This is a genomic window from Bradyrhizobium sp. 62 (assembly GCF_023073035.1).
Lineage (GTDB): Bacteria > Pseudomonadota > Alphaproteobacteria > Rhizobiales > Xanthobacteraceae > Bradyrhizobium.
The window spans coordinates 842795-856004 of sequence record NZ_JADPIT010000015.1 but is presented as its reverse complement, the minus strand read 5'-3'; the positions used below and the strand labels follow the sequence as shown (position 1 = coordinate 856004).

Annotated in this window: 13 protein-coding genes; 6 read left to right on the top strand and 7 right to left on the bottom strand. The window is 62.9% G+C overall.

What is annotated here, in order from left to right; translation table 11 throughout:
- From trmFO to IVB47_RS14580, 4 genes are all read right to left on the bottom strand, one after another.
- Positions 1-1364 (bottom strand): methylenetetrahydrofolate--tRNA-(uracil(54)-C(5))-methyltransferase (FADH(2)-oxidizing) TrmFO (trmFO, locus tag IVB47_RS14595; protein ID WP_247462305.1); only part of this gene is annotated, 1364 nt, incomplete at its 3' end.
- Positions 1365-1490: 126 nt separating this feature from the next.
- Positions 1491-1643: a DUF1127 domain-containing protein gene (locus tag IVB47_RS14590; RefSeq protein ID WP_007590701.1), complete on the bottom strand. Its 153-nt coding sequence runs from the start codon at positions 1641-1643 to the stop codon at positions 1491-1493.
- 645 nt (positions 1644-2288) lie between these two features.
- On the bottom strand, positions 2289-3113 hold the full coding sequence (locus tag IVB47_RS14585; RefSeq protein WP_247397691.1) for a lytic murein transglycosylase: 825 nt from the start codon (positions 3111-3113) through the stop codon (positions 2289-2291).
- A 130-nt stretch (positions 3114-3243) separates the two neighbouring features.
- A complete protein-coding gene (locus IVB47_RS14580; protein WP_247397693.1) occupies positions 3244-4152 on the bottom strand; it encodes a DUF2189 domain-containing protein in 909 nt (302 codons plus the stop codon).
- A gap of 334 nt (positions 4153-4486) precedes the next feature.
- On the opposite strand from IVB47_RS14580, the gene IVB47_RS14575 reads away from it, so the two are divergent.
- Complete coding sequence (locus IVB47_RS14575; protein ID WP_247462303.1) at positions 4487-4876, top strand: DUF3597 domain-containing protein; 390 nt, start codon at positions 4487-4489, stop codon at positions 4874-4876.
- A gap of 53 nt (positions 4877-4929) precedes the next feature.
- Here the strand turns inward: IVB47_RS14575 and IVB47_RS14570 are convergent, their stop codons facing one another.
- On the bottom strand, positions 4930-5205 hold the full coding sequence (locus IVB47_RS14570) for a GNAT family N-acetyltransferase (RefSeq protein WP_018458006.1): 276 nt from the start codon (positions 5203-5205) through the stop codon (positions 4930-4932).
- A gap of 103 nt (positions 5206-5308) precedes the next feature.
- On the opposite strand from IVB47_RS14570, the gene IVB47_RS14565 reads away from it, so the two are divergent.
- On the top strand, positions 5309-6244 hold the full coding sequence (locus IVB47_RS14565; RefSeq protein ID WP_247462301.1) for a tetratricopeptide repeat protein: 936 nt from the start codon (positions 5309-5311) through the stop codon (positions 6242-6244).
- A 63-nt stretch (positions 6245-6307) separates the two neighbouring features.
- Here the strand turns inward: IVB47_RS14565 and IVB47_RS14560 are convergent, their stop codons facing one another.
- Positions 6308-6664 (bottom strand): hypothetical protein, encoded by a 357-nt coding sequence (locus tag IVB47_RS14560; RefSeq protein ID WP_247462299.1) that lies wholly within the window; start codon positions 6662-6664, stop codon positions 6308-6310.
- A 94-nt stretch (positions 6665-6758) separates the two neighbouring features.
- Between IVB47_RS14560 and IVB47_RS14555 the strand changes: the two genes are divergently transcribed.
- The 3 genes from IVB47_RS14555 to IVB47_RS14545 all read left to right on the top strand — a co-directional run bounded on the left by IVB47_RS14555 (position 6759) and on the right by IVB47_RS14545 (position 9839).
- Complete coding sequence (locus tag IVB47_RS14555) at positions 6759-7256, top strand: hypothetical protein (RefSeq protein WP_247462297.1); 498 nt, start codon at positions 6759-6761, stop codon at positions 7254-7256.
- Between the two features lie 105 nt (positions 7257-7361).
- A complete protein-coding gene (locus IVB47_RS14550) occupies positions 7362-8969 on the top strand; it encodes an acyl-CoA synthetase (RefSeq protein WP_247462295.1) in 1608 nt (535 codons plus the stop codon).
- A gap of 9 nt (positions 8970-8978) precedes the next feature.
- Positions 8979-9839, top strand: a complete 861-nt coding sequence (locus tag IVB47_RS14545) for a DUF296 domain-containing protein (protein ID WP_247462293.1) — start codon at positions 8979-8981, stop codon at positions 9837-9839.
- A 16-nt stretch (positions 9840-9855) separates the two neighbouring features.
- Here the strand turns inward: IVB47_RS14545 and IVB47_RS14540 are convergent, their stop codons facing one another.
- Positions 9856-11928 (bottom strand): DUF1217 domain-containing protein, encoded by a 2073-nt coding sequence (locus IVB47_RS14540; protein WP_247462291.1) that lies wholly within the window; start codon positions 11926-11928, stop codon positions 9856-9858.
- A 277-nt stretch (positions 11929-12205) separates the two neighbouring features.
- Here IVB47_RS14540 and IVB47_RS14535 point away from each other — a divergent pair, with 277 nt between their 5' ends.
- On the top strand, positions 12206-12973 hold the full coding sequence (locus tag IVB47_RS14535) for an AAA family ATPase (RefSeq protein WP_247463166.1): 768 nt from the start codon (positions 12206-12208) through the stop codon (positions 12971-12973).
- Positions 12974-13210 lie beyond the last annotated feature (237 nt).

Here is a 13210-nt window from a genome sequence, read left to right as displayed (position 1 = left end):
GCGCTCATCGCCTGCTTTTTGGCCACCGTCTTCTCGTTGCCGCGCAGTCGGCTTCCGTCGGGCTTCTTCGTCGGTGCGCTGGCGAGCGGCGGGAACAGGCCGAAATTGATGTTCATTGGCTGGAACGAGCGCGTGCCGGGCTCGACGGTCTCGATATGGCCGCCGGTGATGTGGCCGAGCAGGGATCCGAGCGCCGTCGTGACCGGCGGACTCGCAAGCGTCTCGCCGCGCACGTCCGCTGCCGCGTAGAGGCCAGCAATCAGGCCGACGCTGGCGGATTCCACATAGCCCTCGCAGCCCGTCATCTGGCCGGCAAAGCGCAGCCGCGGCTGCGCGCGCAGGCGCAATTGGCCGTCGAGTAGCTTTGGCGAGTTGAGAAAGGTGTTGCGATGCAGGCCGCCGAGGCGAGCAAATTCGGCGTTCTCCAGCCCCGGAATGGTGCGGAAGATGCGTTGCTGCTCGCCGTATTTCAGCTTCGTCTGGAAGCCGACGATGTTGTAGAGCGTGCCGAGCTTGTTGTCCTGGCGCAGTTGTACGATCGCGTAGGCCTTAGTGGTGGGATCGTGCGGATTGGTGAGGCCGACCGGCTTCATCGGCCCGTGGCGAAGAGTCTCGGGGCCGCGTTCCGCCATGACCTCGATCGGCAGACAGCCGTCGAAATACGGCGTGTTGGTCTCCCATTCCTTGAATTCGGTCTTCTCGCCGGCGACCAGCGCTGCGACGAAGCCGTCATACTGCTCCTTTGTCATCGGGCAGTTGATGTAGTCGGCGCCGGTGCCGCCGGGGCCGACCTTGTCGTAGCGCGACTGGAACCAGGCCGCCGACATGTCGATGGATTCGCGGTGCACGATCGGTGCGATCGCGTCGAAGAAGGCGAGAGCGTTCTCGTCGGTCAGCTCGCGGATCGCGTCGGCCAGCGGCGCCGAAGTGAGGGGGCCGGTCGCAACGATGACGTTACTCCATTCGGCGGGCGGCAGGCCTGCAACCTCGCCGCGCGCGATCTCGATCAGGGGATGGTCGTTAAGCGCTTTGGTGACGGCCGCGGAGAAGCCGTCGCGGTCCACCGCCAGCGCGCCGCCGGCGGGCACCTGGTTGGCGTCGGCTGCGCGCATGATCAGCGAGTCGAGGCGGCGCATCTCGGCATGCAGCAGGCCGACGGCGTTATTGGCGGCATCATCCGAGCGGAACGAATTCGAGCAGACGAGCTCGGCAAGCCCGTCGGTGCGGTGTGCCTCGGTCGTGCGGGTCGGCCGCATCTCGTGCAGCACCACGGGCACGCCGGATTTGGCCACCTGCCAGGCGGCTTCGGAGCCGGCAAGGCCTGCGCCGATCACGTGCACGGTATTTGATTGGGGTCCTGTCATGGGGCGGACAGGTAGCGCTTTTCGGCGGTCAGTGGAATCGCCGAGATCGAGTTTTCTGCCTCCGGATGCGACAACGCCCGCACGAGGCGGGCGCTATCGGTTCGTCCGGTTTAGGGCTGAACGATATCAGCCCTGATACTGACCGGCGGCAACGCGCGGAATGTCCGAGCGATCGAGGCCGATGTCGGCCAATTCGCGATCGCTGAGCTGGGACAGCTCGGCAACATTGCGCTGATAGTCCCGGAAAGCCTGGATCATACGGATGAGCGAGAGCAGCATTGGTAGTCTCCTGTAGTTCGATTCAGCTCTTGCCCGAGCCTCATCGTTGAAATGAATATAGGTGAGAGTGGTGCAGTGCGAAAGTTCCGATGTTGCGATGCAGCTAAGCGCTCAATGCATGGCACTGGTAACGGACGATTAACCCGAAAGCACTCCCGCCCAAAGCGTAGGCGGAACAGGGGGCATGTTGTTAAAAATGCCCGTTAATTCACGGATTTAATCTTAGCCAGCCGGTTCCATTCCAAAGTCAAATAGGCTGCTTTCCGGTCGTCGCAAGGTGATTGATAGCTCCTATACCCAAGTCTCGCATGCGCGAATCGCATGCTCGGTGAAGTATAAAAGTGAACTTGAGTTCATCTGGACGGCTTGCGCGGACACCTTTCCACTGTGGCCGGCGATTCACCCGACGCCCGCGGATCGACGTGACGAACGGCGGCCAGGCAGGGACGAGTTCATTCCGTTTGGTCAGCCCCAACCGCCGCCCCGGGCGCGGTGCACACAAGCCGAACGTGTGCCGTTGATTACAACGTGTAACGAAAATCAGAAATTTTGCATGTGGCTCTGCGTGGCGCGCAACATCACGCAATTCTCGCGGGGAGGGCCGGTCGTCAGGCGATCGGCCCTACGCGTTTTGACGAGGAGCTGCTAAGGGGCGCGCGCGAGCTGCGTGGCGAAATAAGCGATGGTCTTCGAATAGACCTCGCTTTTGTTCCACTGCTGCAGCACCGCGAAGTTCGGACTGCCCGGCTGCCAATCCTTGCCCTTCTGCCAGCCATAACCGGCAAGATAGTTCGCGGTGGAGGCGAGCACGTCGGGGGCGTTGTGCAGGAGATCGCGCTTGCCATTGCCGTCGAAATCGACGGCGTATTTCATCCATGACGACGGCATGAACTGGGTCTGGCCAAGCTCGCCGGCCCAGGCACCCTTCATGTCGGCCGGTGCAAGGTCGCCGCGCTGGACGATGCGGAGCGCATCCAACAGCTCGGCGCGAAATTGTTCGGCGCGGCGGCAGTCATAGGCCAGCGTCGCCAGCGAGCGGATGGTCGCGAACTTGCCGGTATTGACGCCGAAATCGGTCTCGAGACCCCAGATCGCGACCAGCACCTCGCCGGGCACGCCGTAGGTCTGCTCGATGCGCGACAGCACCGAGCCATATTGCTTCATCATGTTGGAGCCGCGCGTCAGGCGCGGCGGCACCATGCGGCCGGAAAACTCCTCGAAGGTCTGGCTGAAGACCTTCTGCGAGCGGTCGCGGTTGAGCACGCTCTGATCGAGCGTCACACCGGCGAGCCCGGCGGAAATGGCCTGTTGCGAGACGCCTTTGGTCGCGGCGTCGGTTTTGAAGTCTGCAAGCCACGCGTCGAAATTGCCCGAACCGCAGGCAACCGCGGCGAGCGCTGGCTGAGCGGATAGGATGGATGCGGTGATGGCTAAGGCTGCGAGGGCGAGACGAGAAATCGTCGGGGTCATTCGAGCAAATAAATTCCGTGAAGTGATCTGACCGGCGGGCGCAATCTCGATGGAAACCGCGGCCAAAGCAAGGCGTATGACAGTGTGCGATCCTGCCCGCTCCGGGGCAGGATCGCACGTCACGATATCGTCAGGCGTCGGTCCGATTGCGCCAGGGGAAGAGGTTGGCGGGGAAGTCGGCGGCCGGCTTGCGTGGACGATGCGGCGGAGGCGGCACCGGACGCGCGCCCGGATCGGCGGCGATTACCTTGCGGTAGAGATGCCAGGTGGCATGGCCGAGCACGGGGACGACCACGGCAAGGCCGAGGAAGGCGGGAATCGTGCCCAGCGCCAGCAGGACGGCCACGATCAGGCCCCAGGCCGCCATCGGCACCGGGTTCTTCGCGACGACGCGCAGCGACGTCACCATGGCCTCGAACGCGCCGGCATGGCGGTCGAGCATCAGCGGGAACGACACGGCGCTGATGCAGAGCGCGGCAAGGGCGAACAGGAAGCCGGTGCCGCAGCCGACCACGATCAGCCACCAGCCTTGCCGGCTCGTGAGAACGCGCGTCAAAAAATCCGAGATCCCGGACGCGCCCTCATAGCCGAAAGCGGCGACGTAGATCGCCTGCGCGGTCGCAACCCAGGTTACGAACAGGGCCAGCAGCAGCGCGCCCAGACCGAGCATGGCGCCGAAGGAGGGCGAACGCAGCACCTCCATGGCATCCCATGCGCTGGCCTCCTCATAGCGCTCGCGCCGGCTGGAGAGCTCGTAGAGACCGAGCGCCGCGAACGGGCCGATTAGCGCGAAGCCCGCGGCCAACGGAAACAACAACGGCAACACTGAATAGCCCATCACCACGCGGGCGAGCACGAGGCCCAGCACAGGATAGATCACGCAGAGGATGATGGCGTGGCTCGGCACCGCCTTGAAATCGTCCCAGCCGCGCTTGAGCGCATCGTGCAGATCGGAGAGTTGGATGGTTCGGATCACCGGTCCAGCCGCTTCTGCGGTCTGGGCCACGGTGGGGACATTGCCCTGGTAGAGTGTGGCCATGGTCGCTAGCTCCCTTGCCATGCAGCCGCATCTGGCGCCAGCAAACGGCGCAAGCGGCCGCTATTCTGAGTTTCGCGATTCCCAACCAGACGCTCGAATTCCGGATGGCACGCGAACCGAATGTCAAGCGTACGCCCATTTGCGAGTCCTGTCCCTCACGCTTGGGTGAGATTCGATGCCGCAGCGCAACCTCGATGATGTCATTCGGTCGTCATTTCGCCGTAGATAAGCTGATGCTGCTTGTTGGTCCGCGGAACTTTGCGGGTGCAACGACGCAACTTGGTCTATAAGTGCCACTCAAGGCCCTCCAGCGGGTCCTTTTCGGGGAGCAGACATGAGCATTTTCGGGAAAATTATGGGCGCGATCTTCGGTAGCCAGCCAGCTTCCGCCGCGCCCGCAGGCAGCGCACCGTCGGGCAGTGCGCCCGCAGGGGCCGCGCCGAGCGGATCGGCGTCCGCGGCGACGGTGGACGTCGCCTCGATCGTCGACGCGGCGGCCGCCGCGCACAAGGGCGAGAAGCTGGAATGGCGCACCTCGATCGTCGACCTGATGAAGGCGCTCGACATCGATTCCAGCCTCGCCGCGCGCAAGGACCTGGCCAAGGAGCTCGGCTACAGCGGCGACACCAACGATTCCGCGACCATGAACGTCTGGCTGCACAAGCAGGTGATGTCCAAGCTCGCCGCGAATGGCGGCAAGCTGCCGCCGGAGATCAAGCACTGACCGATCGCCCGGTCGCAATCCAAGGGTCCGCGATCGCGCGGGCCCTTTTGCATTCAGGCGACGAGATCCGCATCTTCCGGATGCCTGTCGAGATAGTCGACGACGAAGCCGCAACCGGCGATCACCTTCCTGCCGTCGCGGCGGATCAATTCCAGCGCGCCCTTGACCAGCTCGGAGCCGATGCCCCGGCCGCGCAGCGCGCGCGGCGTCTCGGTGTGGGTGATGATCACCGCCGACGGCGTCAGCCGGTAATTGGCGAAGGCGATCTCGCTGCCGACATCGAGCTCGAAGCGGCTTCTGTCCTTGTTGTCCCGTACCGATGGCGCCATGGAAAATCCTTCCGACCTGCTGCTTGCCTTTGATCTAGGCGTCTGAACCGGCCCTTGCCAAGGTGCGACCAAGAGTGGTTGCCGCAGGGGAGATATCCGGAAAATGCGTGTCCCGCTCAGCCTCATCGCGCTGCTCGCCGCGCTCATCTCGCCGGCTCCGGATCCGGCGTTGGCGGCCGGCGGTCCGGCCTGGGAGGCCTGCGTCGGATTGGCCAGCACGCCGGACGAGCGGATCAAGGCTTGCTCGACCGTGATCGAAACGAAGAGCGAGAGCGGACCCCGGCTCGCCGGCGCTTATTGCAATCGCGGTCATGGCCTCACCGAGAAGCGCGAGCTCGACGCGGCGCTGTCCGATCTCGACGAGGCGATCAGGCTCGACCCCGGCTATGCCTGCGCCTACAATAATCGGGGCCGTGTCTACAGTTTAAAGCGCGACTACGATCGCGCCATCGCCGATTACGACCAGGCGATCAAGCTTGATCCCTCGCTGGCGCTGGCCTACGGCAATCGCGGCGAGTCGCGTTTCAACAAGGGCGATCTCGACGGTGCGTTCGCCGACTTTGACGCCGCGATCAAGCGCGATCCCAAATACGCCATGGCCTATGCCAATCGCGCACTGGTGTATTACCGCAGGCGCGACATGGCGCACGCCATCGCCGACTACACCGTGCGGATCAAGCTTGCGCCCGATCTGCTCGCTTATATCGACCGCGGCAACGTCTATCGCGACAGCGAGCAGCTCGATCGCGCCGCCGCCGATTATGGCGAGGCGATCCGTGTTGCGCCGACCGACGCGCGGGGCTGGCGCAATCGTGGCATGATCCGGCTCTATCAGGGCGACAGCAAGGGCGGCGTTTTTGATTACGACAAGGCGCTGCAATACGATCCCTCCGACGTGTTCTCGTGGAACAACCGCGGACAGGCCAAGCTGCGGCTCGGCGACAAACAGGGCGCGATCGCGGATTTCAGGAAGGCGCTGGAATTGAAGCCGGGCTTGGCGACGGCGCAGGAGTCGTTACGGAAGCTCGGGGCGTTGTAGCTCTCGGCCGCTTCTCGCGACGACGGGGCTGCACCTCCATCAGGCTCTGAGAGTCCGGATGCTTCAATCGGTCGCCTTGGCGAGCCTGGAATCCTCCGGCTGCGCCTGCGGGCGCAGGCATCCCTGGCAGATGACTAGGGAACGGTTGACCCTGGCGTCCTGTTCCGCCTCGATGCCGTCCTGCGCCTGCCACCATTCCTTCGAATAGGGCTGAAGCCCGGCTTGCGACCTGTTGCGCTCGGATCGGGCGACCCGTGTTGGCTCTGAGGCAGCGCGCGAATGATTGGGATTTTCGCCGGCGCCGTCCCAGGCGTAACGCGCAGGCTTGAAAGCGGGATCGGAGGCGAGGTGCGCTTGTGGGCCCACGGCACATCCGGCAAGCGCCAGCGATAACAGGAGGAGGGCGGGCGCTTTGACCATGATGCGGCACTCTTTACGCGTGAACTGACCAAGGTTGCGCCGATCATGTTTAAAATTTCCTGAACGATCGCGGCTGCGCTGAGGACCAATGCCAATGCGATATCTGATCCTCCTGCTCGTACTGTTCGCAACCGCTGCGCGCGCCGACAACGCAAAGCCGTTCAATCCCGCCGACTATCCGCCCGGCGTGCAGAAGGCTGTGCGCTACGCCTACGAGGAATGCGAGAGCCAGGGCGGCGGCGCGGTGACTTTTGCGGTCGATACGGTGCGCAGGATCGACCTGACCGGTGACGGCCGCGATGACTACATCGTCGATTTCCGCGACACCAAATGCGGCGATCGCGAGACGACCTATTGCGGAACCGGCGGCTGCGTCATGAACATCCTGGTCACGTTGCCGGACGGCAGTGTGCAACCCGTCTTCGATGGCCATGTCCGTAGCTACGAGATCAAGCCCAAGCCAACGAAGCGGGGTGCGGGGCGCACCATCCGCTTCGATCTGCATGGCAGCTATTGCGGCGGCTTTGGTGCGCAGGCCTGCGTCAAGGAGAAGGCCATCACGGCTACGCCGTTCGCGTTCAAGCAGCCGTAGGGCAGGCGTGCGGCCGACGGCCTTGCGAGGTCGTGGGCGATGGCGATAAATGGGCTGCAATGAGCGGGCGGCTCGCGTGCCGTCCGCCGCCGAAGAGGAAGCCCGATGCAGCCCCTGCGCATGTCCCGCCGCGTCATGAATCTCGCTCACATGCTGACCCAGAATGCGCGGCGGCATGGGGCGCGTCCCGGTTTCGTTTGGGGTGACAAATCCTGGACATGGCGCGAGATCGATGCGCAGGTCTCGGCGCTGGCGGCAGCTCTCGCGGCGCGCGGCATCGCGAAGGGCGACCGTATCCTCGTCCATTCCAAGAACGGCGACGAGATGTTTTTCTCGATGTTCGCGGCGTTCCGGCTCGGTGCCGTCTGGGTACCCACCAATTTCCGACTGATGCCGGACGAAGTGACTTATCTTGCGCAGGCCTCCGGCGCGAAGGCGTTTCTGTGCCACGTCGATTTTCCCGAGCACGCCGCGGCCGTGAGCGGTGGCGCGCTCGAATTCACCTGGAGCATCGACGGTCGGGCGCCATTTGCCGAAACATCGGTTGCGGATGCCGTTGCGTCGCGCGCCGGCACGATGGTCGAGAACGTCGCGGTCGAGCACGACGATCCCTGCTGGTTCTTCTTCACATCGGGAACCACCGGCCGCTCCAAGGCTGCGGTGCTCACCCACGGCCAGATGGGTTTTGTCGTCACCAACCATCTCGCCGATCTCACGCCCGGCGTCACCGAAGCGGATGCCTCGCTGGTGGTGGCGCCGCTGTCGCATGGCGCCGGCGTGCATCAGCTGGTTCAGACCGCGCGCGGCGTGTGCACCGTGCTGCTGCCGACGGAGAAATTCGACATCGACCAGGCGTTCCGCCTGATCGAGGCGCATCGGGTCAGCAATCTCTTTGTGGTGCCGACCATTCTGAAGATGATGGTCGAGCATCCCGCCGCCGACAAATACGACCACTCCTCGCTGCGCCAGGTGATCTATGCGGGTGCGCCGATGTATCGCGAGGACCAGAAGGCTGCGCTGAGGAAGCTCGGCAAAGTCATCGTGCAGTATTTCGGTCTCGGCGAGGTGACCGGCAACATCACGGTGCTGCCGGCGGCGCTGCATGATCCCGAGGACGGGCCGCACGCGAAGATCGGTACCTGTGGCTTCGAGCGTACCGGCATGCAGGTCTCGATCCAGGACGACGAGGGCCGTGAACTCGGCGCCAACCAGAGCGGCGAGATATGCGTGATCGGCCCCGCGGTGCTGGCCGGCTACTACGACAATCCCGAGGCCAACGCGAAGGCGTTCCGCAACGGCTGGTTCCGCACCGGCGATCTCGGCCACATGGACGAGGAGGGGTTCGTCTACATCACGGGACGAGCCTCCGACATGTACATCTCCGGCGGCTCCAACATCTATCCGCGCGAGATCGAGGAGAAAATCCTGACCCATCCTTGCGTCGGCGAGGTTGCGGTGCTCGGCGTGCCCGATGCGACCTGGGGCGAGGTCGGCGTTGCCGTCTGCGTCGCGCGCGAGGGCGCCAAGCCGGTGAGTGAAGCGGAGATGGCGGCCTTCCTCGGCCCCAAGGTGCCGCGCTACAAGATGCCGAAGCGGTTCTTCTTCTGGGAGGCATTGCCGAAATCCGGCTACGGTAAGATTCCGAAACGGATGGTTCGCGACGAGCTCGAGGCGCGCGGCCTGCTCGATCTCGACAAGGTACGGGCGGGCTGAGCGAAGGTCATGCGCAGCATCAAGCAGCCCGGCGCGCCGGTCGCCGAACGCATCCAATGGGTGGAGGCCAGGGGACGCGCTTTCTCCTTCACGCTTCAAGCGGGTCTGCCGCTGCTGGAGGCGGCGCGCCGCGGTTTTGCCGCGGAGGGATTTGCCGGTGGTGTGCTCAACTTCGGGCACGGCACGCTCGGGCCGTTCGGCTACGTCATGCCGGCGCTGTCGAAGACCAGCGAGAACGCCGCGTTCTACAGCGACACATTCCGGCCAAGCGGCGTGACGCGCACCAGGCTCGGCAGCATGACGCTGGGCACGCGCGATGGCGCGCCGTTCTTTCATTGCCATGGGCTGTGGACGGAGGCCGATGGCTGCGCCAGTGGCGGCCACATGCTGCCGGACGAGACTGTTGTCGCCGAGCCGTTCGAGGTCGAGGCCTTCGGTATCGATGGTGCGGTGTTCACCGCAGAGCCAGATCCCGAGACCAACTTCAAGCTGTTCGGGCCGGTGGCGGCTGCGCGCACCGGCGCACGCACGACCAGCCGCGCTTTCGCGCTGCGGCTGCGCCCCAATCAGGATTTCGCCCTCTGTCTCGAAGACTTCTGCCGCGCGCAAGGCATCGCGCGCGCGAAAATCCACGGCGGGGTCGGCTCGACCATTGGGGCGCTCTTTACCCATGGTGGCGTGACCGAACCCTTCGCGACCGAGCTTGCGGTAACAGCCGGCACGATTGCGGTGGGCTCCTCCGGCGCGCTCGAAGCCGCACTCGACGTTGCCCTGATCGACTACACCGGCGGTTTGGCGGAGGGCCGTCTGATCCGTGGCGACAATCCCGTGCTGATGACCATGGAGCTGGTGCTCGAGGTGTTGGGCTAGTCCCGGCGAGCGATCATCAGTGGGTGCGTAGCTTGGCAATGGCCAAGTACGTGGAGTCACTGATCCCCGAACCGGATCCCTGAAAGAGGTTGAGCAGAGGGGATTGACCCTGGCCGGTGCTCTGGCTGTTTCTGATGTCATACATGGCGGAGAAACGGTTCAGCAGCTTCGTAACCTTCGCGGGATCGGACAGATCCTTGATCTTCATGAACCTGTCCACGAACTTGGCCTGCTGATCGATCGGCATCGCCGCCATCGAGTCAGGCAAATCGAAGGTGGTCCTGAACACCTCTGAAAGAGCCTTGTCCGCAAGGATGTCGTACGCGGACGTGATGTCCCCCGCCTTTCGTTGGAAATAGAGCGCCAGGCGCACGCCGGGATTCGCATCGCCTTGCTGCTGCTCCAGGCTTTGCTCGACATAGTTCGCTTGTGTTTCCCGAAATTGATCCCGCTTCTGTGGACCCATCATCGGAAGACGCGCGACGTTGCCCTTGCTGTCGAAATTGAACGACGCGACGATTTCGGCAAAGCGAGGATCGCTCTCGGTGTTCGCGAAGCTCTTTGGATCGTTCAGATCGGAGCTGAAGACCTTCCCGAGAAATTCGGTGCTGACCTTCTTGGGATCCAGACCCTTGGCCAGGAGAATGAAATCGACCATCGGCCTGTTTGCGAGAAGATCGGACACACTGTCGATGCCGGCGATGGCTTGCTGATAGGCCGACGCATCCTTCGTGGCCTGTGCCCGAACCGCGGCCTGCTGCTGGGGAGTTGCCGTGCTTGCGCTCTTCGCCGCTCCAATGACGTAGTCCTTGGCGATCTGGAGGACTTCAGCCGAGTCCTGAGCCACCAGGGGAGTCGTCAGATTGCCTTTTGCGTCGAAGTTGAAGGCGCGGGCCAGCTCCAGATACCGATTGTCCTTGAGGGTATAGACGTAGCTCTCGGGGTCGTTGAGGTCGCTTTCGAGCACGGCCTTGACAGTCGCCGGTGGGACGTTTGCGGGATCGAGCCCGACGGCTCCCAGCGCAAAATCATACACGCCTGGTGTCGATACGAACGTCTGGGCTGAATTGATCTTGAGGATGGCAGTTCTGAATTGCCTGATTGCGAAAGCTTCGTTCAACGGGCTTGCCGCCGAATAGACGGCGGACTTGCTGTCGTCGAACTTCTGTTTCGTGATCGTGACATTTGCAGCAGTCTGCGCCGACACACCTGACGGAAGCGAGCCGTCGGGCGAAAACTCGAACGCGCCGGCCAGGTCGACGAACCCGCCAATCGTCCCTATCTGGTCGCTGAGGCTGGAAATGCTGCTCGCATATGACTCCAGGTGATATTTTTCGACCAGGATCTGGACGTTCAACTGGGTCACGTTCGCGCCCGGTTGCGATAATTGGGCGGTGTAGTCTGCGATCCTTGAAGTGGCCGCGGTGACATCCGATCGGGCCTGAGCAAGATCGGCGTTGAGGCCACTCAGCTGAGAAGCGAAAGTGGTGTTGACGTAGCTGTTTGGATCGGACGGATCGCTGCGCAAGACCTGACTTATCGTGTCACGCGACCACTTGCTTTGATCGATGCCGTACGCCGAATAGACATAATTGCGAAGTCGGTCGTTGTTCAGGAGCTGGTCTGCACTGCTGATGTTGCCGATTTCGGCGCTGTAGTAATTCGAGTCGCTGGCAAGTGCATCGACCTGGCTCTTCCTGGTCGCCGTGTACAGACCGATCATCTCATCGGTCTGGTTCTCCGATTGCGCAACCGGCGTGGCGCTGCCATTGAAGGAAAATGCCGCGGCGAACTCGCGGTAACGCTTGTCGACCAGCTTGTTGACGAAGCTGTTTGCGTCGGAGAGGTCGCTCTCCAGCACCTTTTTCATGAAGGCCTTGGCGTAGGCCATGTCTTCCAGGCCATACGCCTTCGTTGCATAGTGATAAAGGCGATAGTCTTTCATGAAGTCGTCGACGGACTTCACCTTGCCGATGTGGGCTTTGTAGTAGGCGGCCTCTCGCGCCACGTCCTGTTGCTGTTCGACCCGCGTCAAGGACTGCTTGAGATTGCGCGTGATGTAGCTGTAACTGAAATACGTTGATACCATCGCGCACTCCTCGCGGCTCTTACGGTCCCGGACGTCCCTCAATCATTGCGGGGTCGCGAGGTGGGGGCGGGTCTCATGCCTGCCGACTGCCTCAGAGCTGCGTTCTCTAAGGCGATTTCGGACCGCAATTCCAGATTCCAGTTTGCCCTCGCCACGCGTGTCGGGTTTGTCGCTGTATGTTTCTCAAATGCAGCTTTCGCGAGGGTTGCGTTCCGGATATGTTCTAGCGTCCCGACGGGACGGAATGGATCGGAAACCGGACATGAGCCGAACGGACATGAGCCGAAGAAGCAGCCGAACGATCAACCTGCCGGCGCCTTACCTGAAGCGGGTCTGGCTCGACCCGTCGCAAGTTCGCGATCGCGAGGCTTATCCGTTTTGCCTGCCCATCTTTCCGGATGATTTCGATCTCAACTTCGACGCCGCCATCACGATCATCGTCGGAGAGAATGGCACCGGGAGGTCGACGATCCTCGAAGGGATCGCAGCGCTCACCGGCTACGACGACGCCGGTGGCGGCAAGGGTTACATGCCGGTCGATCACTCCGAAGCGCGGGAGAAGATGGGTGGCCAACTCTCCAGGGCGCTGCGCGCAAGCTGGCTGCCGAAAATCACGAATGGCTGGTTTTTTCGCGCCGAGAGCTTTTTCTCGGTGGCGCGATATCTCGACAAGGCCGCACGTGATGCCGGGCAGGTCGGCCCCGATTTCCTGTCGCATTCCCACGGCGAAGGATTCCTGCGCTTCTTCGAGGAGCGCTGCCAGCGCCAGGGCATTTTCATCTTCGACGACCCTGAATCGGCGTTGTCGCCGGCGCGCCAGATCGAATTTCTGAAGCTGCTGCGACGCATGGAGGATTCCCGCATCTGCCAGGTCATCATGGCGACCCATTCGCCGATGCTGATGGCCTATCCCAACGCACAACTGCTTCGGCTCGGGAAATACGGCCTGGAGCCGACGACGGTGGAGCAGACCGATCATTACCGGGTGATGCGGGAGTTCTGTGACGACCCGCGCGGGTTCGTAGAGACGACGCTGGCGGAGTGATCGAGCGGCGTGACCGGCACTCACTGTCTCGGTCGTCATTGCGAGGGAGCCCTTGCGACGAAGCAATCCAGAGTCTCTCCGCGGAGGTACTCTGGATCGCTTCGCTGTGCTCGCAATGATGGAGCGAGCAGCATTCGTTGTTCTCCACCAACTCGCTTCTGAATCGTAGACACATCTTCGCCTCCTCGCGGCACATCGCGCCCGAGCTTTGCCGTATTCTTTGCCCTTAAAAATGCC